20 protein-coding genes and 1 pseudogene are annotated in these 18,812 nt (G+C 64.9%); 10 read left to right on the top strand and 11 right to left on the bottom strand.

Translation table 11 applies throughout. The features are described from left to right. Positions 1–11: 11 nt before the first annotated feature. On the bottom strand, positions 12–2,087 hold the full coding sequence (locus tag CAG22_RS17230) for an LTA synthase family protein (protein WP_025338163.1): 2,076 nt from the start codon (positions 2,085–2,087) through the stop codon (positions 12–14). Between the two features lie 240 nt (positions 2,088–2,327). Further along, positions 2,328–2,519, bottom strand: a complete 192-nt coding sequence (locus tag CAG22_RS17225) for a PLDc N-terminal domain-containing protein (protein ID WP_012271091.1) — start codon at positions 2,517–2,519, stop codon at positions 2,328–2,330. Between the two features lie 124 nt (positions 2,520–2,643). Here CAG22_RS17225 and CAG22_RS17220 point away from each other — a divergent pair, with 124 nt between their 5' ends. Beyond that, positions 2,644–3,582 (top strand): ZIP family metal transporter, encoded by a 939-nt coding sequence (locus CAG22_RS17220; RefSeq protein ID WP_085705846.1) that lies wholly within the window; start codon positions 2,644–2,646, stop codon positions 3,580–3,582. Between the two features lie 122 nt (positions 3,583–3,704). Here CAG22_RS17220 and CAG22_RS17215 read toward each other — a convergent pair whose 3' ends face one another. Continuing rightward, positions 3,705–4,235: a hypothetical protein gene (locus tag CAG22_RS17215; protein WP_075044091.1), complete on the bottom strand. Its 531-nt coding sequence runs from the start codon at positions 4,233–4,235 to the stop codon at positions 3,705–3,707. A 60-nt stretch (positions 4,236–4,295) separates the two neighbouring features. Continuing rightward, complete coding sequence (locus CAG22_RS17210; RefSeq protein WP_085590060.1) at positions 4,296–4,820, bottom strand: ankyrin repeat domain-containing protein; 525 nt, start codon at positions 4,818–4,820, stop codon at positions 4,296–4,298. Between the two features lie 265 nt (positions 4,821–5,085). On the opposite strand from CAG22_RS17210, the gene CAG22_RS17205 reads away from it, so the two are divergent. Further along, positions 5,086–5,358, top strand: coding sequence for a DUF3509 domain-containing protein (locus CAG22_RS17205; protein WP_025338158.1), 273 nt, complete (start codon positions 5,086–5,088; stop codon positions 5,356–5,358). Between the two features lie 123 nt (positions 5,359–5,481). Here CAG22_RS17205 and CAG22_RS17200 read toward each other — a convergent pair whose 3' ends face one another. The 3 genes from CAG22_RS17200 to aroC all read right to left on the bottom strand — a co-directional run bounded on the left by CAG22_RS17200 (position 5,482) and on the right by aroC (position 8,396). After that, on the bottom strand, positions 5,482–6,018 hold the full coding sequence (locus tag CAG22_RS17200) for an oxidase (RefSeq protein ID WP_085590058.1): 537 nt from the start codon (positions 6,016–6,018) through the stop codon (positions 5,482–5,484). Continuing rightward, positions 6,018–7,172, bottom strand: a complete 1,155-nt coding sequence (locus tag CAG22_RS17195) for an MFS transporter (RefSeq protein ID WP_085692431.1) — start codon at positions 7,170–7,172, stop codon at positions 6,018–6,020. The genes CAG22_RS17200 and CAG22_RS17195 overlap by 1 nt, the downstream gene beginning before the upstream one ends. Positions 7,173–7,304: 132 nt before the next feature. Further along, on the bottom strand, positions 7,305–8,396 hold the full coding sequence (gene aroC / locus CAG22_RS17190) for a chorismate synthase (RefSeq protein WP_025338155.1): 1,092 nt from the start codon (positions 8,394–8,396) through the stop codon (positions 7,305–7,307). A gap of 236 nt (positions 8,397–8,632) precedes the next feature. Between aroC and CAG22_RS17185 the strand changes: the two genes are divergently transcribed. Both CAG22_RS17185 and CAG22_RS17180 read left to right on the top strand, forming a co-directional pair. Next, complete coding sequence (locus CAG22_RS17185) at positions 8,633–9,595, top strand: alpha/beta hydrolase (RefSeq protein WP_085705845.1); 963 nt, start codon at positions 8,633–8,635, stop codon at positions 9,593–9,595. 200 nt (positions 9,596–9,795) lie between these two features. Next, positions 9,796–10,578 (top strand): hypothetical protein, encoded by a 783-nt coding sequence (locus CAG22_RS17180; protein WP_085665305.1) that lies wholly within the window; start codon positions 9,796–9,798, stop codon positions 10,576–10,578. Positions 10,579–10,701: 123 nt separating this feature from the next. Here CAG22_RS17180 and prmB read toward each other — a convergent pair whose 3' ends face one another. Continuing rightward, positions 10,702–11,610, bottom strand: a complete 909-nt coding sequence (prmB, locus tag CAG22_RS17175; RefSeq protein WP_015269350.1) for a 50S ribosomal protein L3 N(5)-glutamine methyltransferase — start codon at positions 11,608–11,610, stop codon at positions 10,702–10,704. 180 nt (positions 11,611–11,790) lie between these two features. Between prmB and CAG22_RS17170 the strand changes: the two genes are divergently transcribed. The 5 genes from CAG22_RS17170 (at position 11,791) to CAG22_RS17150 (ending at position 14,559) form a co-directional block, all read left to right on the top strand. Then, entirely contained in the window at positions 11,791–12,381 is a 591-nt protein-coding gene (locus CAG22_RS17170) for a cysteine hydrolase family protein (protein ID WP_025338152.1), read from the top strand. An 86-nt stretch (positions 12,382–12,467) separates the two neighbouring features. After that, entirely contained in the window at positions 12,468–12,788 is a 321-nt protein-coding gene (locus CAG22_RS17165) for a hypothetical protein (RefSeq protein ID WP_024086500.1), read from the top strand. A 163-nt stretch (positions 12,789–12,951) separates the two neighbouring features. Further along, positions 12,952–13,512 carry a Smr/MutS family protein gene (locus CAG22_RS17160; RefSeq protein ID WP_024086499.1) on the top strand — a complete coding sequence of 187 codons (561 nt, stop codon included), beginning with the start codon at positions 12,952–12,954 and terminating at the stop codon, positions 13,510–13,512. Between the two features lie 70 nt (positions 13,513–13,582). Then, complete coding sequence (folE, locus tag CAG22_RS17155; protein ID WP_013971502.1) at positions 13,583–14,128, top strand: GTP cyclohydrolase I FolE; 546 nt, start codon at positions 13,583–13,585, stop codon at positions 14,126–14,128. A gap of 59 nt (positions 14,129–14,187) precedes the next feature. Further along, positions 14,188–14,559 carry a glutaredoxin gene (locus tag CAG22_RS17150; protein ID WP_075044087.1) on the top strand — a complete coding sequence of 124 codons (372 nt, stop codon included), beginning with the start codon at positions 14,188–14,190 and terminating at the stop codon, positions 14,557–14,559. A gap of 130 nt (positions 14,560–14,689) precedes the next feature. On the opposite strand, the gene CAG22_RS17145 is transcribed toward CAG22_RS17150, so the two are convergent. Further along, entirely contained in the window at positions 14,690–15,292 is a 603-nt protein-coding gene (locus CAG22_RS17145) for a glutathione S-transferase family protein (protein ID WP_061302973.1), read from the bottom strand. A gap of 145 nt (positions 15,293–15,437) precedes the next feature. Between CAG22_RS17145 and CAG22_RS17140 the strand changes: the two genes are divergently transcribed. After that, the gene (locus CAG22_RS17140) at positions 15,438–16,628 is read left to right on the top strand and encodes a benzoate/H(+) symporter BenE family transporter (RefSeq protein ID WP_084785075.1); all 1,191 of its coding nucleotides are present in this window, start codon (positions 15,438–15,440) and stop codon (positions 16,626–16,628) included. A gap of 144 nt (positions 16,629–16,772) precedes the next feature. Here the strand turns inward: CAG22_RS17140 and CAG22_RS29010 are convergent, their stop codons facing one another. Together CAG22_RS29010 and CAG22_RS29005 are read right to left on the bottom strand one after the other, a co-directional pair. Next, entirely contained in the window at positions 16,773–17,636 is an 864-nt protein-coding gene (locus tag CAG22_RS29010; RefSeq protein ID WP_371858040.1) for a methyl-accepting chemotaxis protein, read from the bottom strand. Beyond that, positions 17,634–18,161: pseudogene (locus tag CAG22_RS29005) on the bottom strand (HAMP domain-containing protein); the annotation flags it as partial. The pseudogene CAG22_RS29005 and the gene CAG22_RS29010, both read right to left, overlap by 3 nt. Positions 18,162–18,812 lie beyond the last annotated feature (651 nt).

The following is an 18,812-nucleotide window of genomic DNA, read 5'->3' as shown; positions in this document are numbered from 1 at the left end:
ACGGCCCCGATCTACTTCGGCGTGCCGTGCACTACACCGGCAGTGTTATCCAGCAAGCTCTTGGTCGCGGTCTGGATATACGCTTCCAGCTTCTTCAGCATTTCCGGCTGGTCCGGGCTTTCGATCAGCTCGGCCTTGAACTCGCTGCCCAGCTGGTAGCGGTACATGCGCGGGGTCATGTCCTTGGACTCGATCAGGATGCGGTCGCCCTGCACCAGGCCGACGATCTGCTCGCTGCCCGATGGCTTGATCATGCCCACGCCCTGGTCGCCCTCAGGCAGGTTGAGCAGGTCGCGACCCCAGCACTGGTGACGGGCCTGGCCACCCAGGCGGCCCATGATGGTCGGCACGATGTCGACCTGGGTACCCACGGTGTGGTTGACCGCACCGAACTTCTCCTGGATGCCCGGGGCAATCAGCAGCAGCGGCACGTTGAAGCGGCCCAGATCCAGCTCGGTGACCTGCTGGTGGTTGCCAAAGCCATGGTCGCCAACGATGACGAACAGAGTTTCCTTGAAGTACGGCTCCTTGCGCGCCTTCTCGAAGAACTGCCCCAGCGCCCAGTCCGAATAGCGCATGGCGGTCAGGTGCTCGTCCAGGCGGCCCTGGCCGGTTACCGGCTCTACCGGCAGGTCCTTGGGCAGCGCGTACGGGGTATGGTTGGACAGGGTCTGCAGCAGCGCGTAGATCGGCTTCTTGCCATCGTGCTTGGCCAGCTCTTCGGCGCCGCGGTCGAACATGTCCTGGTCGGACACGCCCCAGGTCGGGTCGGAGAACACCGGGTTGACGAAGTCGTTACGGCCAATGAAGGTGGTCATGCCTTGGTTGCCGAAGAACCCGGACTGGTTGTCCCAGGCAAAGTCGCCGTTGTAGACGTACACGTCGTCGTAATCGCGGGCGCTGAGCAAGGCTGGCAGGCCGGACAGCTTGTGGCCGCCTTCCGGGGTCTGCATCAGGTATTCGAAGCCTGGCAGGTTGGGGAAGCAGGCCATGGTGGCGAACATGCCCTGGTGGGTATGGGTGCCGTTGGAGAAGAAGCGGTCGAACAGCAGGCCCTCTTTGGCCAGCTTGTCGAAGTACGGGGTGATGTTGTTGGGGCTGCCCAGCGCGCCCACCGAGTGGCCGGCGAAGCTTTCCATCAGGATCACCACCACGTTCTTGATCGGCAGGGTGCGCTCGGCCGGCGGCACGAAGTCGCGGCGGATGGCAGCCTCGTCGGCATCGACCAGGGTGTCGTTGGCGGTCAGCAGCTGCTCGCGCACGCTCTGCGTGGCCACGTCCTGCTCCAGCACCGGCTTCCAGATGTTGGCGCGGTCTTCGCCGAAGCGGCTCTTGGCAGCATCGATCAGGGTCAGGGTGCCGTTCAGGCCCAGCTGGTTGACGAAGTTGGAATCGGTGGTGAAGGCATCACCCCAGCGCATCGGCGGGCCCTGGCGCAGGGTGCCACGGGCGGCGACCACGGCCACCAGCAGGATCACCATGAACACCGCCAGGCGGTTGTACCACGGCGCCGCGCGGCGCTGCAGAGTGACCTCGCCGTCGCCATTGCCACGGGTCATGCGGTCGATGCCCTTGAACAGCAGGCTCAGCAGCCAGGTGCCGAACAGCCAGGCCAGCAGGTAGCGCACCACCGGGAAGCCGTACCAGAGCATGCTCAGCACGGTCTTCGGGTCTTCCTTGATGTACTGGAATACCAGGCCGTTGAGGCGCTGGTGGAACTCGCGATAGAAGTCCATCTCCATCAGGCCGAGGAACATCACTACGCTCGAGGTGATGGTCAGCCAGAAACGGAACAGGCCACGCCGGGCCATGGCCCAGGGGCTGAGGATGGCCAGCAGCAGCGGAATGCTGATGTACACCACCACCCGCAGGTCGAAGCGCAAGCCGTTGAGGAAGCCTTCGGCGACGGTCGCGTTGGGGGTATCGCCGATCATGTCGCTGTTGTAGACCAGCAGCGCCAGGCGCACGAGGCTGAGCATCAGCATGATCACCAGGCCGCTGAGCAGCGTGTAGGCCAGGTGGGATTTCAGGGTGGGCGAGAACGACGCTCGCGCGCCCCGTTGCTTCAAGGCGTCCGGGTTAGCCATGAATGGGAAGGTCCTAGGATTGCGGGTTTGCGGAGATGGCGCAGGTGTATACCAACGCAGCATTGTGCGGGTGCGGATTCTGTTTAAACCAATGTGAAAATTTTGTCACGGGGGTGTTGCCGCTTTTGTCTGTTCCGGCCCTATCGCCGGCAAGCCAGCTCCCACAGGATCACCACAGGCCCTGGCATTGTGGGGTACCTGAGGGAGCTGGCTTGCCGGCGATAGGGCCAGCACAGCCATTCAGATCCGCACATTCCCCCGCGGCCCGGCGATCGCCCAGATCACCAGGCCCACCACCGGCAGCAAGGCGATCAGCAGGATCCACAACACCTTGATGCCCACTTCGCTGCCACTCTTGATCACATTGAGGATGGCCCAGATATCCAGCGCCAGGATGATCAGCCCGACAAGGCTGTTGAACGTCGACCCCATGCCTAAACTCCTGTCCAGAGGCTTTGCCACAGCATAGCCAGCTATCACGTCGATAGAAGGGAATCCTTGGCCGTTTGCGCGGGTCACTGCTTAAACTGCTGTATCCATCGATTTCGAGGTTGCCATGCCCCCCGCTCATACCCACCCCGTTGCCCTGCCCTCGCCCGTCAGCGCCTGGCGCCAACAGATGCACGACAACCCATGGATAGGTGCCGGCCTGGCCCTGAGCCTGCTGGTGGTACTGATACTGCTGGGGGCAAGCCTGTGGAACGCAGTGAACGGCGACCACGCCGAGAACCTGCACCTGGCCGCACTGGGCGGGTTGTCCGGCTTTGGCGCCACGGCGCTGGGCGCGGTGCTGGCGGTGGTGCTGCGCGATGTCAGGGCGCGCACCCAGGATGTGATGCTGGGTTTTGCCGCCGGCATGATGCTGGCGGCCAGTTCGTTTTCGCTGATTCTGCCGGGCCTGGATGCCGCCCGCGAAATTACCGGCAACGGCCCGGCCGCGGCCTTTACCGTGGTGCTGGGCATGGGCCTGGGCGTGCTGCTGATGCTGGGCCTGGACCGCTTCACCCCGCATGAACACGAAAGCACCGGCCCGTGCGGCCCGGAGGCCGAGCGCATCAGCCGGGTGTGGTTGTTCGTGCTGGCGATTACCCTGCACAACCTGCCTGAGGGCATGGCCATTGGCGTGAGCTTTGCCAATGGCGACATGAACATCGGCCTGCCGCTGACCAGCGCCATCGCCATCCAGGACATCCCCGAGGGGCTGGCCGTGGCGCTGGCCTTGCGCGCTACCGGGTTGTCGAACCTGAAGGCTGCACTGGTGGCGATCGGGTCGGGGCTGATGGAGCCGCTGGGTGCGGTGATCGGCCTGGGGATTTCAACCGGCTTTGCCCTGGCCTACCCGGTGAGCATGGGGCTGGCGGCGGGGGCGATGATCTTTGTGGTTAGCCACGAGGTGATTCCCGAAACCCACCGCAATGGGCACCAGACAGCGGCGACCCTGGGGTTGATGGGTGGGTTTGCGGTGATGATGTTCCTCGATACCGCGCTGGGCTGAAGTTCTGGGCTGACTGTACCGGCCCTATCGCCGGCAAGCCAGCTCCCACAGGTACAGCACAGGTTTCGAACTCTGTGGTGATCCTGTGGGAGCTGGCTTGCCGGCGATAGGGCCATCAGCCTTTAGATGTGTACAGCCACTTTCAATGCCTCCAGGGCAGGCTCGACCTTGATCCCCACCTCTGCCCCCAGCTCCAGCACCCGCGCCAGGTCTTTCTGCCCCACCATCACCATCTGCAGCTCGTCATCCAGCAACTGGCTGAAGTTGAGCAGCACATAACCACCGGCCTCTTTGTTCAGAGCGCCCATCTGCACCTGGATGCGGTTGAGTGCGGTCAGCGGCTCGGTGCGGGCCAGTTGCTTGGGCTTGAGGGTGAACGGCACACTCTGGTCGAACGAATCGCTGATCTGCTGGAACAGGTCCTGGTAGCTGTCGGCCTGGAACACCACGGTGTCCGGCAGGCTGCCCAGCACCACCCATTCGCCCAGCGGGATGGGGAAGCTGTCGTCGTAGTTGATGTCGGGGTTGGCGGCCAGGAAGGCGGCGGGGTCGGCGTAGGCCTGGGCGGCCTCGTCGGCGATGCGCTCGATGTCTTCCTCGCGCATGCAGCCAGCGCCAATGAGGCTGATGAATTCGAGCAACTGAGTTTTCATGAAAGGGGGCCTGCGACGGGTGAAAAGTCGCCAAGGATAGCCGCAAATGCCCCCTTGCGGTTAGCCGGCCAGCACTTGCAGGCGCGCTGCGGCGTCCACGGCCCCCATGGTTTGCGCTGCCATCAACGCGGTGGTACCACGGGCATCCTGACGGGCCGGGTCGGCCCCCTGGGCCAGCAGGTAGTCGAGGATTTCGCTGCGGTTGAACATGGCCGCCAGCATCAGCGCGGTGCGGCCATCCTGCGCGGCGGCGTCCACCGGTACGCCGTGCTCCAGCAACAGGCGGATCATGGCCAGGTCGCCCTTGAACGCGGCACCGGCGATGGGTAGCTGGCCGTTATCGTTGGCAATCAGCGGGTCGGCGCCATGCGCCAGCAGCACGCGCACTGCGTCGTGGTGGCCGTGGTAGCTGGCCAGCATCAGCAGGGTGTCACCCTTGTGGTTGCGCAGGTTGGCCGGCATGCCGCTGGCAAGCAGGCGCCCGAGCATCTCGGCATCGCCTTGGCGAGCACGTTCGAACACCTGCTCGGCGAAGGCGGCGGTTTCGTCGTCAGTCATGGTGGCAGGCGTGGGTTGGCTGGACATTTGGAACCTCCTGGCAGAAATCGTTGCCCAAGTCTTTGTCAGGCAAGGCTGCCGGGTCAAAGGTTCAGATTCTATCGGGCCGATAGCTGGCCACGGGTCGTGCAATATGCACTGTGCAAAATGCACGACCGTGCAGCTTGCACGACAGCGTTTTGGAAAAAAATGCGTAAACGACTGAATTTAAAGGGATTTTTCAGAAAAAAATTCCTGGCACGGTCACTGCAACAATCAACTCACGTCTGCCACGCAACAGCCAGGAGTTGATATGGACCTCATCCAGGAAAAGTTCGTTTCGGTATTTTCGGCCTACCAGGTAAATACCCAGGCCCGGCCCGACGGCGGTGTGCTGCTGACCCTGCGCGCAGCTGATGGCAAGGTCACCCGCCGGGTACTGACCTATACGCAATTGCACAGTGCCGAACAGCTTTCGTGGGCGATCAGTGCGATTCGCCGGGATCTGGCCGAACAGGCCAGTGAACTGCCGGTGATTTCGATGCTGCAGAGCCAGCAGCGGTTTGCCTTGCCGACTTATCGCTGAGTTCTGTGTTGGTTGATCTGGCCTCTTCGCGGGCTCGCCCGCTCCCACAGGGATATCGCCGAGCCTGAGGGCAGCGCTATCCGTGTGGGAGCGGGCGAGCCCGCGAAGAGGCCGGCAAAGCCATCACAACTCATCAATGCCCAGAAACGCCCGCGCAGTCACATCCCCGGTAAACCTCGGCTGCATCCCCTGCTCGCTGCCATACAACCGCAACGCCAGGCAAAACGGCGCATCGCCCAGCTCGACCCAGCGCCGGGTCCCCGCTGGCACCACCAGCTGGTCACCCTTCTCGCACAGCACCGAATACACCCAATCCCCCAAACGCAGGCCAACCTGCGCCCGCCCGCTGATCACGGCAAACACCTCGTCGGCGTCATGCACATGCTCATCGCGCACATCCACCTGCGCCGGGGCCTCGCCGTCACGGTTGAGCACCACGAAGGCTTTGCTGCCATGCGCCGTCATCAACTGGTCCAGGTGCCCGCGGCAGGCCTCCAGCACCTCGTCCTGGGCCGTGCCCGGGCGCACCCGCAGGCCATGCTCGGCCTGGGTAAAGCGCACGCCCTGCTCGGCCAGGGTGGCGGCGATGTCGTCGTGGTGGGTCAGCACCTTGTTCGGCAGTTCCGGGCTGGAGGGGTGGAAAACGCTGAGAATGCTCATCAGGGGCGGGTCCTGGTCGGTTGCGAACAAAGGGCAATGATAACGGCTGCAGCCAAGGCTGCGGCACTGGCCATACCAAAGGTGAAGGTGGGCCCCAGCAGTTTCCAGCTGTAACCCGAATACAACGCCCCCAGCGCACCGCCAGTGCCCGACAGCGCCGCATACAGCGCTTGGCCCTGGCCCTGCTGGCGGGCGCCGAAGCTTGCCTGGACGAAAGCGATGCTGGCGGCATGGAAGCAGCCGAAGGTGGCAGCATGCAGCACCTGGGCGAACACCAGCACCGCCGGCTCACCGGCCAGGTTGCCCAGCAACAGCCAGCGCAGCGCCGCCAGCACGAAGCTGGCCAGCAGCACCTGCTGCACCGAAAAGCGCGCGAAGATGCGGCTCATGGCCATGAACACCAGTACTTCGGCCACCACCCCCAGTGCCCACAGCAAGCCAATGGCACCCCGGGCATAGCCCAGGTGTTCCAGGTGCAGGGTGAGGAAGGTGTAGTACGGCCCGTGGCTGAGTTGCATCAGTGCCACGCAGGCGTAGAACGCGATCACCCCGGGCGCCCGCAGCTGCTGCAGGAAGCCGCCCGCGCCGCTGCGCTCGCCCTGCTCCACCGGCTGGGCATTGGGTACCCACAGGCTGGCGGCGACGATGCCGGCCATGATCGTGACCAGCGCCACCGGGTAGATATCCAGGCTCAGCCACTCGAACAGCCGGCCCAGGCCGACCACGGTAAGGATGAAGCCGATCGAGCCCCACAGGCGCACCTGGCTGTAGCGCGCGGTTTGCCCGTGCAGGTGGGCCAGGGTGATGACCTCGAACTGCGGCAGCACCGCATGCCAGAAGAACGCGTGCAGGGCCATGACCAGCGCCAGCCAGGCGTAGCTTTTGCCTAGGAAGATCAGGGCGAAGGTGGCCAGGGTCGACAATGCGCCCAGGCGCACGATCAGCAGGCGCTGGCCGGTGCGGTCACCCAGCCAGCCCCACAGGTTGGGGGCGATGCAGCGCATGAGCATGGGGATGGCCACCAGCTCGCCGATGCGTGCTGGAGAGAAGCCCAGATGGTCGAAGTACAGCGCCAGGAACGGGGCGGTGGAACCGAGCAGGGCGAAGTAGAACAGATAGAAGCTGGACAGGCGCCAGTAGGGGATTGGTTGCATGGGGTGGCCTATGGGGTTGCCGGTACTGGCCCTATCGCCGGCAAGCCAGCTCCCACAGATACCCCACAATGTTCAGGCTTGTGGTAATCCTGTGGGAGTTGGCTTGCCGGCGATAGGGCCAGTGCAAGCGAATCAGAGCTGGCCCAGCACCGGGGTATTCACCTTCACATCGGCATTCTGCGCACGGTGGCGCAGCAGGTGGTCCATCAGCGCGATGGCCATCATCGCCTCGGCGATCGGCGTGGCGCGGATGCCCACGCACGGGTCGTGGCGGCCTTTGGTGATGACGTCCACCGGGTTGCCGTCGATGTCGATGGAGCGGCCCGGGGTGGTGATGCTGGAGGTCGGCTTCAGCGCCAGGTGGGCAACGATCGGCTGGCCCGAGGAAATACCGCCGAGGATGCCGCCAGCATTGTTGCTGAGGAAGCCTTCCGGGGTCAGCTCGTCACGGTGCTCGGTGCCGCGCTGGGCCACGCTGGCGAAGCCGGCGCCGATTTCCACGCCCTTGACCGCGTTGATGCTCATCAGCGCGTGGGCCAGTTCGGCGTCGAGGCGGTCGAAGATAGGCTCGCCCAGGCCCGGCATGACGCCTTCGGCGACCACGGTGATCTTGGCCCCCACCGAGTCCTGGTCACGGCGCAGCTGGTCCATGTAGGCCTCCAGCTCCGGCACTTTGCTCGGGTCAGGGCTGAAGAAAGCATTCTGCTCCACCGACTCCCAGGTCTTGAACGGGATTTCGATCGGGCCCAGCTGGCTCATGTAGCCGCGCACGGTAATGCCCTGGGTGGCCAGGTATTTCTTGGCGATGGCACCGGCGGCCACGCGCATGGCGGTTTCGCGGGCCGAGCTGCGGCCACCGCCGCGGTAGTCGCGGATGCCGTACTTGTGGTGGTAGGTGTAGTCGGCGTGGGCCGGGCGGAACAGGTCCTTGATCGCCGAGTAGTCCTTGGACTTCTGGTCGGTGTTGCGGATCAGCAGGCCGATCGAGCAGCCGGTGGTGCGGCCTTCGAACACGCCGGAGAGGATCTCCACCTCATCGGCTTCCTGGCGCTGGGTGGTGTGCCGGCTGGTGCCGGGCTTGCGCCGGTCGAGGTCGTGCTGCAGGTCGGCGAGGGAAATTTCCAGGCCCGGTGGGCATCCATCGACAATGGCGACCAACGCCGGGCCATGGCTCTCGCCAGCGGTGGTGACAGTGAACAGCTTGCCGTAGGTATTGCCGGACATGGACGCTCCGCGAGATCTGCCTGAAGTGAACGAAAGCGGCATTATACAGATGGATTGATCGCCTGTGCTGGCCTCTTCGCGGGCTCGCCCGCTCCCACAGGTACCCCACACGACTTGGGCCTGTGGTAAGCCTGTGGGAGCGGGCGAGCCCGCGAAGAGGCCGAACCTGCCAGGCAAGGCCCGAGAACCTTCCCGCAAACACTGGGTCAAACCCTCATCTCCCCATGTAGTACCGCATGATGTCGCGCCTCGTCGCCCTCTTCTTCCTGCTGTGCACCGGTCTGGCCCAGGCCGCCGCCCCCACCGTGCTGCAACGCCCGATCGACCTCGACACCGGCCAGGGCGTGCTGCACGGCAGCCTGCTGCTGCCGCAACAGCCCACCCCGCCACCGGTGGTGCTGATCATCGCCGGCTCCGGCCCAACCGACCGAGACGGCAACAACCCGGCGTCAGGCCGGGTCGACAACCTCAAGCGCCTGGCCCTGCTGCTGGCCAACGAGCACATCGCCAGCGTGCGCTACGACAAGCGCGGGGTGGCCGCCAGCCAGCCGGCCACGCCCGACGAGCGTGACCTGAGCGTGGAGCGCTACGTGGCCGACGTGGTCGCCTGGAGCCACAAGCTCAAGGCCGACCCGCGCTTTGGCCCGTTGATCCTGATCGGGCACAGCGAAGGCGCGCTGATCGCCAGCCTGGCCGCCGAGCAGGCCGGCGCCAGCGCGGTGATTACCCTGGCCGGCAGCGGCCGGCCGCTGGCCGAGGTGCTGCGCGAACAGCTGGCCCAGCGCCTGCCGCCGGCACAACTGGCCGGTGGCAGCGCCCTGCTCGACCGCCTGCAGGCCGGGCAGACCAGCCTGGAGGTGCCGGCGCCGCTGCGCCAGGTGTTCCGCCCCAGCGTGCAGCCCTACCTGATTTCGCTGTTCCAGCAGAACCCGGCGGCGGCCTTTGCCCGCCTGCCCATGCCCGCGCTCATTGTGCAGGGGCGCAACGACGTGCAGGTGGGGGTGGTCGACGCCGAACGGCTGAAGGCTGCCAAGCCGGATGCCCAACTGGTGCTGATCGATGGCATGAACCACATGCTGCGCATCAGCCCCAAGGCGATGAGCCAGCAGCGCGACAGCTATCTCAACCCTGAACTGCCGCTGGCAAGGGAGCTTGGCGAGCAGATTGTGTCGTTTATCCAGCATTTGCCTTCTGCCTGACCCTCAGGTCTTGGCCGGTACGGCCGATATTTCAGTATTAGCGGAACTTTGGGGCCGCTGGCGCGCCCCATCGCCGGCAAGCCAGCTCCCACAGGAACACAATAGGCCTGAATGCCCTGCGGTCCCTGTGGGAGCTGGCTTGCCGGCGATGGGCTGCGCAGCAGCCCCTGCCGCATGCCCGTACCCAAGGACAAGCCCTGATGACAACCGCCCCCGCCGCCGTAGAGCCGGCCGAAGAGCCCGAGGAAAGCACCGCCCTGCCCTGGGCCGAGCTGGCCGCCGAACATTTCCAGCTGTTGCGCCTGGCCGCCCTGCCCACCGACCGCAACACCGGCGCACGGCCGCTGCGCTTTGTGCAGTTCGGCTATGCCGAACGCCACGACAAGGCCCACAGCCTGTTGCGCATGGAAATCCAGCTGCCCGGGCAGAAGGTGCACAAGGAACAGAACCGCCTGGACATTCGCGTCGACCACACCGCGCGCCTGGTGCGCATTGGCAATGAACATGGCCTGCAACTGGAGCCGCTGAACCGTGGCATCGGCCGCTTCCTGCTGGCCCAGGCCGCGCAGTGGCTGCAGCGCAAGTGGTCGCACTACCAGATCGAGGGCATGGCGCTGCCGAGCAAGGATGCGCTGAACGAAGACTCACGCCTGCGTCGTGACCACTGCCTGCGCGGGATGGGTATCGAGGTGGAGTACGAGGACAGCCAGCATCTGAAAGGCCGTACCGTGGAAATGACGGTGGGCCAGCTCAAGGGCGCGTGGAACAGCGAGCGCTTGCAGCGAGTGGGGATACTGGATGCTGCCGGCCTGCTGCAGCAGGCTGACCAGCAGTTGCAGGAGAAGGAAGGGCAACTGCGTGAGCGGGATGAACGGGTTGCCAAGTACCAGCGTGAGGACAGCGGGTTGCGCTTTACCATCACCTGCCTGGTGGCGTTTGCGGTGTTCCAGGCGGGGTTGCTGATCTGGATTGCCACGCGCTGAGACCGCGTTGCGGCCATCGCCGGCAAGCCAGCTCCCACAAGTCCACCACAATGCTCGGGCCTGTGATATTCCTGTGGGAGCTGGCTTGCCGGCGATTGGGCTGCAGAGCAGCCCCTTTCAGGTTCAGACCCGGGCCTTGAACAGTTCCTGATGCTGGCGGCACTGCTCGGCAGTCAGCATGAACACCCCATGCCCGCCGCGCTCGAACTCCAGCCAGGCAAAGTCCACTTCGGGGTACAGCGCCTCGACATGCACCTGGCTGTTGCCCACCTCGACAATCAGCAAGCCCTTGTCGGTCAGGTGGTCCGCTGCTTCGGCCAGCATGCGCCGCACCAGGTCCAGGCCATCGTTGCCGCAGGCCAGGCCCAACTCGGGCTCGTGGTGATACTCGGCCGGCATGTCGTCGAAGTCCTCGGCATCGACATACGGCGGGTTGGACAGGATCAGGTCGAAACGCTGCCCCGGCAAACCGCCAAAGCCGTCGCCCTGCACGGTGTACACGCGCCCGTCCAAGCCGTGGCGTTCGATGTTCTGGTTGGCCACTTCGAGCGCTTCGAACGACAGGTCGGCCAGCACTACCTCGGCCTCGGGGAACACGTCGGCGGCAACGATGCCGATGCAGCCAGAACCGGTGCACAGGTCGAGAATGCGCGCCGGCTCGCTCGCCAGCCACGGCTCGAAGCGTTTCTCGATCAGCTCGCCAATCGGCGAACGCGGCACCAGCACGCGCTCGTCGACGATGAACGACATGCCGCAGAACCAGGCCTCGCCCAGCAGGTAGGCGGCCGGCACGCGTTCTTCGATACGGCGCTTCAGCAGGTGCTGCAGGCGTACCCGCTCGTCGTCCTCGAGCATGCAGTCCAGGTAGCTGTCGGCCACCTCCCACGGCAGGTGAACCGCCCCCAGTACCAACAGGCGGGCCTCGTCCCAGGCGTTGTCGGCACCGTGGCCGAAGAACAGGTCGTGCTCGTGGAAGCGGCTGACCGCCCAGCGGATGTAGTCGCGCAGCGTGCGCAGGCGGGATGTGATCACGGGGTACTCCTAATTCAGACCGGACAAAAGTCTAACAGCCCCACCCGCACATTTGTTCCTTTGCCTTACCCAATGGCTAGCCACAAGCCAGTAACCATGCCGCTTGCGTTGTCAACCATTCCCATTGGCGCCAAGGCAGGGGAGAATAGGTATACAAAAGCCCTATCCAAGGAGCCCTTGATGTCCGTTCCAACCACGATGTTTCGCCTCACTGGCCGCGACTACCCGCCGGCCAAGCTGAGCCACGCCAGCCTGATCATCATCGATGCGCAAAAGGAGTACCTCAGCGGGCCCCTGGCGCTGTCGGGCATGGACGAGGCCGTGGCCAACATCGCCAGGTTGCTCGACGCCGCGCGCAAGAGCGGCCGTCCGATCATCCACGTTCGCCACCTGGGCACTGTCGGTGGCCGCTTCGACCCACAAGGGCCGGCCGGCCAGTTCATTCCGGGGCTGGAGCCGCTGGAAGGCGAAATCGTCATCGAAAAACGCATGCCCAATGCATTCAAGAACACCCAACTGCATGAGACCCTGCAGGCGCTGGGCCACCTGGACCTGATCGTCTGCGGCTTCATGAGCCACTCCAGCGTCAGCACCACGGTACGCCGCGCCAAGGACTATGGTTACCGCTGCACCCTGGTGGAAGACGCTTCGGCGACCCGCGACCTGGCATTCAAGGATGGGGTGATCCCGGCCGCGCAGATCCACCAGTGCGAAATGGCCGTGATGGCCGACAACTTCGCTTGCGTGGCCCCCACCGCCAGCCTGATCTGATCGGCTGGGTACAACCGCCCGGCAGCCGGGCGGAACCCGATGGGCGGCTCCAGGTCGAATTCCGGATATCCACAGAGGAGAGCGGAATGAAGCTCAAAGGCAGTTTCGACGCCAAGCGCCTGCGCCCGCGCGAACCGCGTAACTGGGGCGCCCGCCTGGCGGCCGGCCTGTCGGCCATGCTGGCGACCCTTGGCGTGCTGCTGGCGATGGCCGGGGTCGCCGGCCTGCTGGGCAACTACCCTGCCCTGGCGGAGCTCAATGCCAACAAACCGCTGGCCGGCATCCTCACCGTGGCCGGCCTGCTGCTGCTGTGGCTGGGCGTGCGCTTCTGGCGGCGCAGCCGCATTCGCCTGCGCCGCGGGCGGGAACTGAACCTGTCGCCGCACCTGATGAAGAAGCATGACTGAAACCTGTACCGGCCCTATCGCCGGCAAGCCAGCTCCCACAGGTACCCCACAAGTCCTCAGGCCCTTGGTAATCCTGTGGGAGCCGGCTTGCCGGCGATAGGGTCCACACAGGCTGCACAAGGCCCCACAGTCGCGTAAACTACGCCGCCCACGTGGAGGCATCATGCAAGACGACGATTTTTCCCTGTTCAAGGCCGAAGTGCGCGGTGTCAAACCGATCACGCACGACCGCGCCGAAGTCGGCAAGCCCAAGGCCGACCGCCAGAAGCTGGCCGGCCTGCGCCAGGCGGCGACCGTGCGCAGTGACAAGGCGCTGGTTATCGACGGCATGTCCGACCAGTTCGTCATCGACGTTGGCGCCGAAGACGAGCTGCTGTGGCGCCGCGACGGCGTGCAGGAAGGCCAGCTGCGCAAGCTGAAGCTGGGGCAGATCCCGTTCGAGGGCAGCCTCGACCTGCATGGCATGACCGTGGAAAAGGCCCGCGAAACCCTGTGGGACTTCATCGCCGAAGCCACCAAACTGGAAGTACGCTGCGTGCGGGTTACCCACGGCAAGGCCGCGCGCCTGGACGGCAAGCGCCCGATGATCAAGAGCCACGTCAACACCTGGCTGCGCCAGCACCCGCAGGTGCTCGGTTTTGCCTCGTGCAACGCCCGCCACGGCGGCACCGGCGCGGTGTATGTGATGCTCAAGCGAACCATGCTCGAAGGCCGCGACGAGTAACGCCGCGCTTGCAGCGCCGCCCTCACCGCCGTACCCTTCGTTTTTGCGATTTTTTCCCACAGGTAGATCCATGTCCCTGGAACAGAACTACACCGAGATCCTCAGCCAGATTGGCGAGGACGTCTCCCGTGAGGGCCTGCTCGACACGCCCAAGCGGGCTGCAAAGGCGATGAAGTACCTTTGCCGCGGTTATGAGCAAACACTGGAAGAAGTCACCAACAACGCGCTGTTCAGCTCTGACAACAGCGAAATGGTGCTGGTCCGGGACATCGAGCTGTATTCGATGTGCGAACACCACATGCTGCCGTTCATCGGCAAGGCGCACGTGGCCTACCTGCCCAAGGGCAAGGTACTGGGCCTGTCGAAGGTGGCGCGCATCGTCGACATGTACGCTCGCCGCCTGCAGATCCAGGAAAACCTCAGCCGCCAGGTTGCCGAGGCCGTGCAGCAGGTAACCGGCGCCGCCGGCGTTGCCGTGGTCATCGAAGCCAAGCACATGTGCATGATGATGCGCGGTGTCGAGAAGCAGAACTCGACCATGATCACCTCGGTGATGCTGGGTGAGTTCCGCGAAAACGCCGCCACCCGCAGCGAGTTCCTCAGCCTGATCAAGTGATTGGCTGCTGACCCCGAGCCGACCCTGCCGGGTCGGCTTTTTCATTTCAGGAGTTGCCCATGATCGTCAAAGCCCTGCGGGTTGGCCTCGGCCAGCTCATCGTGTTCGGCGACTGGATCAGCCGCCCGGCCAAGCGCAAGCGCGACGCCGCCGCCCAAGCCCGCGTCGAGCAAGCGGCCCAGGGCCTGGCGCTGTACCAGTTCCACGCCTGCCCGTTCTGCGTCAAGACCCGCCGTACCCTGCACCGTTTGAACGTGCCGGTGGCGCTGCGCGATGCCAAGAACGACCCGACGCACCGCCAAGCCCTGCAGGAAGGTGGTGGCCGGGTGAAAGTGCCGTGCCTGCGCATTGAAGAAGCGGGCAAGGTGACCTGGATGTATGAGTCCAAGGCGATCATTGCCTACCTGGATGAGCGGTTCGCTTCGGCCTGACAGTTTGCAGGTTTCCTGTACCGGCCCTATCGCCGGCAAGCCAGCTCCCACAGGGATCCCACAGTATTCAGCCCTGTGGTGAACCTGTGGGAGCTGGCTTGCCGGCGATAGGGCCAGTACAGGCTAAAGATCAGCCCACCATCGGCACATGCCGTGGATGGCTGCTGACCCGCTCCAGCCAGGCCCTCACTGCCGGGTAGTCGGCCAGGTCGAACCCGCCCTGCTGCGCCACATGGGTGTAGGCATACAACGCCACATCGGCAATCGAATACTGCTCGCCGACCAGATACGGCGTCATCTGCAGCTGGCGCTCCATGACCCTCAGAGCCTTGTAACCGCCCTTGTGCAGCTTGCGGTACTCCTCCAGGCGCTCGTCTGGCAACCCCAGGTAGAACTGGATGAAACGCGCCACGGCAATGTACGGCTCATGGCTGTACTGCTCGAAGAACTGCCACTGCAACACCTGGGTGCGCAGGCGTGGCTCGGTGGGCAGAAACTCGCTGCCATCGGCCAGGAAGTTGAGAATGGCATTGGACTCCCACAGGTAGCTGCCGTCTTCCAGCCCCAGCACCGGCACCTTGCCGTTGGGGTTCATCGCCAGGAACTCGGGCGTTTCGGTCTCGCCCTTGAGGATGTCCACCGGGTGCCATTCATATGGCCGGCCCAGCAGGCTCAACATCAGCTTGACCTTGTAACAGTTGCCCGACTGGTAGTCGCCATAGACCTTGTACATCACCCCTCCACTCCCAAGCAGTTCTGCATTTGCGCCCAATAGTTGGCGACTGTACGGCTAAAAGCAATGGCCGCTGTATGGCAAGGATCAACCTTGCTCGCTGTAGTCTGAAAAAACTGCTTACACCTTTACAAGGATTTTGTTCATGACCGATGCCACTTCCGCACGCCTTCGGCCCCTGGCAGACAGCTCCCCGTCGGCGGTGGTCGCCGGCTTCATCGCCATGCTCACCGGCTATACCAGCTCGCTGGTGCTGATGTTCCAGGCCGGCCAGGCTGCCGGGCTGACCAGCGCGCAGATTTCGTCATGGATCTGGGCGTTGTCGATCGGCATGGCGGTGTGCAGCATCGGCCTGTCGCTGCGTTACCGCACACCGATCACCGTGGCCTGGTCCACCCCCGGCGCCGCCCTGCTGATCACCAGCCTGGGCGGGGTCAGCTATGGCGAGGCGATCGGCGCCTACATCACCTGCGCCGTGCTGGTGCTGATCTGTGGCCTGACCGGCAGCTTCGAGCGCCTGGTCAAGCGCATCCCGGCCTCGCTGGCCTCGGCGCTGCTGGCGGGCATCCTGTTCAAGATCGGCAGCGAAATCTTCGTTGCCGCCCAGCACCGCACCTTGCTGGTACTGGGCATGTTCTTCAGCTACCTGCTGGTCAAGCGCCTGTCGCCGCGTTACTGCGTACTGGCCGCGTTGCTGGTGGGCACGGTGCTGTCCGGCGCCCTGGGCCTGCTGGACTTCAGCGGCTTCCGCCTGGAAGCGGCCACGCCGGTGTGGACCACGCCAAGCTTCTCGCTGGCGGCGACCATCAGCATTGGCATCCCGCTGTTCGTGGTGGCGATGACCTCGCAGAACATGCCGGGTGTGGCCGTGCTGCGCGCGGACGGCTACCAGGTGCCGGCCTCGCCGCTGATCTCGGCCACCGGCTTTGCCTCGCTGCTGCTGGCACCGTTCGGCTCGCACGGGGTCAACCTGGCGGCGATCAGCGCGGCGATCTGCACCGGGCCGCATGCCCATGAAGACCCGGCCAAGCGCTATACCGCGGCGGTGTGGTGCGGGATTTTCTATGGCATTGCCGGGGTGTTCGGCGCGACCTTGGCGGCGTTGTTTGCGGCGCTGCCGAAAGAGCTGGTGCTGTCGATTGCGGCGCTGGCGCTGTTTGGCTCGATCATGAACGGGCTGACCGTGGCGATGAGCGAAGCGCGGGAGCGGGAGGCGGCGGTGATCACCTTCATGGTTACCGCTTCGGGGCTGACCTTGTTCTCGATCGGCTCGGCGTTCTGGGGGATTGTGGCGGGGGTACTGGCCTTGATGATCCTCAACCCGCGCAGGGCCTGAAGGTATTTGTTGCCTGTACTGGCCTCTTCGCGGGCACGCCCGCTCCCACAGGTACACCACTGCCCTCAGGTTCAGTGATATCCCTGTGGGAGCGGGCGTGCCCGCGAAGAGGCCGGTACAGGCAACACAAGCCCCGGACCCAGATCACAACCTGAAATGCCCCACCATCCCCTTCAGGTCGGTACCCAACTGCGCCAGCTCGATACTCGACCGGGCATTGTCCTGCATTGCCAACGCCGCCTGATCGGCACTACCACGGATCTGCGTGACGCTGCGGCTGATCTCTTCCGCCACCGAACTCTGCTGCTCGGCCGCCGCGGCAATCTGCTGGTTCATCTGCTGGATCAATGACACCGCCGCCGCGATACTGCCCAGCGCGCTTTCGGTTTGCAGCGCATCGGCCACCGCCAAACGCACCAGCTCGGTACTGCCGCGAATCTGCGCCACCGACTGCTGGGCATTGCCACGCAGGCTGGCGACCAGGGTCTCGATCTGCTCGGTAGACTGCCGGGTACGCCGCGCCAGCGCACGCACCTCATCAGCGACCACGGCAAAACCACGGCCCTGCTCACCCGCCCGGGCGGCTTCGATAGCAGCATTCAGCGCCAGCAGGTTGGTCTGCTCGGCCACGCTCTTGATCACTTCCAGCACGTCGCCAATGGTGTGGATCTCGGCACTGAGGCTGTCGATGCCGGCGCTGGCCGTCTCCGCCGCCGACGCCAGTTGCTCGATGCGCTGCATGCTCTGGCGCACCACCTGCTGCCCGGAATCAACCTTCTCGTCCGCAGCCTGGGCTGCCTGCGCCGCCTCTTCGGCATTACGCGCCACATCGTGCACCGTGGCGGTCATCTGTTGCATGGCGGTGGCCACCTGCTCGGTCTCTTCCTTCTGGCTGCCCACCTCGCGGTTGGTCTGCTCGGTCACCGCCGATAGCGCCTGCGCATTGCCGGCCAGTTGCTCGATGCCCTGCTGCAAACCGCTGACAATGCCCGACAGGCCCGCCGCCATCTGCTGCATGGCCTGCATCAGCTGCCCTACTTCGTCACGCCGTGGTGCCTGGGCATCAAAGCTCAGCTCGCCGGCAGCAATGCGCTGGGCGCGGGCAATCACATGCTTGAGCGGGCCGACCACGGCGCGGGTGATCAGCCAGGCGGCCAGCACACCTACCAGAAGCGCCAATGCCGTAGCCAGGCCGATGGCCACGGCATTGCGTTGCAGTTCGCCCTGCAGGGCCTGCTCCTGCCCCAGGTAGGCCTGGTCGACCCGGCTGGTGACTTGTTCGGCACTGGCCTGCAACTGCGCCTTCAAGCCCTGCTCTCGGGCCAGTTGATCAGTGTATTCGTTGAGCTTTTCCGAGAAGCTGCCGATGTGCCCCGCCACTTCGCCCAGCACACTCTGGTAGCCGGCATCGCTGACGGCGCCCTGCAACTGGCTGACCAGGCTGGCGGCCTCGACAGTCTGGGCGATGCGTTCCTGGCTGACGCCCTCTTCGCCCTTGCGGCTTTTTTCCAGGCGTACCCGCGCTTCGTCCATGGCCTGCAGCATCAGCCGCGACACCTGTGCCACCTGCCCGGCCTGCTCGAGGAACGCGCCGCCCTGCTGGCCCTGGGACTGCTTGAGGGTATACACGCCATCGTCAGCCAGGCCGGCCTGCAGCACATCGAGGTTGTTGGCCACGCTGGACACCGACCAGCTGGCCATGTCCAGCGCCAGCTCCTTGGCCTGCACCGCTTCGACAAAGGCCTCGAATGCCTGGCCGTAGGCGGCCAGGTCGGTTTCCGCCGCCGCCAGCGCCGGCAGGCCACGGGCGCGTTCGGCCAGGCCCTGCAGGCCACTGCGCAAGGCCTCGGCCTGCTGCAGGTCGGAGCGCAGGGCAAAGGCCTGCTCGTGCTGGCGCAAGCGCAGCAGGTCGGTATTGAACTGAGCCAGTTGGCGCAAGCTGTCGAAGCGCTGGCCAACGCTGTGCAGCGCGGCAATGCCAATGGCCGCCACCGCCAGGGTCAGCACCAGCACCAGGGCAAAGCCCAGGCCGAGTTTGCGGGCCATGCCCAGGTTGGCCAGCACACCGTGCTTGCTCGCGCCCATGCCGATTCCCCTTCTGCGTGCGAGGTTATCCCGAAGGCCAAGGGTGGCAACGTTGCCAGCCGATGAACAAGGGCCTGACGTCAGAATAGTGTCAAATAG

This window comes from Pseudomonas sp. B8(2017), from assembly GCF_002113575.1.
GTDB lineage: Bacteria > Pseudomonadota > Gammaproteobacteria > Pseudomonadales > Pseudomonadaceae > Aquipseudomonas > Aquipseudomonas putida_Z.
The sequence above is the reverse complement of the archived record's forward strand: the minus strand, read 5'-3'. Positions and strand labels throughout refer to the sequence as shown.

What these genes read in the sequence shown, in the direction of transcription:
- CAG22_RS17230 (WP_025338163.1), bottom strand. Translation starts at nt 2,087, where the DNA reads ATGGCTAACCCGGACGCCTTGAAGCAACGGGGCGCGCGAGCGTCGTTC.
- CAG22_RS17225 (WP_012271091.1), bottom strand. Translation starts at nt 2,519, where the DNA reads ATGGGGTCGACGTTCAACAGCCTTGTCGGGCTGATCATCCTGGCGCTG.
- CAG22_RS17220 (WP_085705846.1), top strand. Translation starts at nt 2,644, where the DNA reads ATGCCCCCCGCTCATACCCACCCCGTTGCCCTGCCCTCGCCCGTCAGC.
- CAG22_RS17215 (WP_075044091.1), bottom strand. Translation starts at nt 4,235, where the DNA reads ATGAAAACTCAGTTGCTCGAATTCATCAGCCTCATTGGCGCTGGCTGC.
- CAG22_RS17210 (WP_085590060.1), bottom strand. Translation starts at nt 4,820, where the DNA reads ATGTCCAGCCAACCCACGCCTGCCACCATGACTGACGACGAAACCGCC.
- CAG22_RS17205 (WP_025338158.1), top strand. Translation starts at nt 5,086, where the DNA reads ATGGACCTCATCCAGGAAAAGTTCGTTTCGGTATTTTCGGCCTACCAG.
- CAG22_RS17200 (WP_085590058.1), bottom strand. Translation starts at nt 6,018, where the DNA reads ATGAGCATTCTCAGCGTTTTCCACCCCTCCAGCCCGGAACTGCCGAAC.
- CAG22_RS17195 (WP_085692431.1), bottom strand. Translation starts at nt 7,172, where the DNA reads ATGCAACCAATCCCCTACTGGCGCCTGTCCAGCTTCTATCTGTTCTAC.
- aroC (WP_025338155.1), bottom strand. Translation starts at nt 8,396, where the DNA reads ATGTCCGGCAATACCTACGGCAAGCTGTTCACTGTCACCACCGCTGGC.
- CAG22_RS17185 (WP_085705845.1), top strand. Translation starts at nt 8,633, where the DNA reads ATGATGTCGCGCCTCGTCGCCCTCTTCTTCCTGCTGTGCACCGGTCTG.
- CAG22_RS17180 (WP_085665305.1), top strand. Translation starts at nt 9,796, where the DNA reads ATGACAACCGCCCCCGCCGCCGTAGAGCCGGCCGAAGAGCCCGAGGAA.
- CAG22_RS17170 (WP_025338152.1), top strand. Translation starts at nt 11,791, where the DNA reads ATGTCCGTTCCAACCACGATGTTTCGCCTCACTGGCCGCGACTACCCG.
- CAG22_RS17165 (WP_024086500.1), top strand. Translation starts at nt 12,468, where the DNA reads ATGAAGCTCAAAGGCAGTTTCGACGCCAAGCGCCTGCGCCCGCGCGAA.
- CAG22_RS17160 (WP_024086499.1), top strand. Translation starts at nt 12,952, where the DNA reads ATGCAAGACGACGATTTTTCCCTGTTCAAGGCCGAAGTGCGCGGTGTC.
- folE (WP_013971502.1), top strand. Translation starts at nt 13,583, where the DNA reads ATGTCCCTGGAACAGAACTACACCGAGATCCTCAGCCAGATTGGCGAG.
- CAG22_RS17150 (WP_075044087.1), top strand. Translation starts at nt 14,188, where the DNA reads ATGATCGTCAAAGCCCTGCGGGTTGGCCTCGGCCAGCTCATCGTGTTC.
- CAG22_RS17145 (WP_061302973.1), bottom strand. Translation starts at nt 15,292, where the DNA reads ATGTACAAGGTCTATGGCGACTACCAGTCGGGCAACTGTTACAAGGTC.
- CAG22_RS17140 (WP_084785075.1), top strand. Translation starts at nt 15,438, where the DNA reads ATGACCGATGCCACTTCCGCACGCCTTCGGCCCCTGGCAGACAGCTCC.
- CAG22_RS29010 (WP_371858040.1), bottom strand. Translation starts at nt 17,636, where the DNA reads ATGGCGGCGGGCCTGTCGGGCATTGTCAGCGGTTTGCAGCAGGGCATC.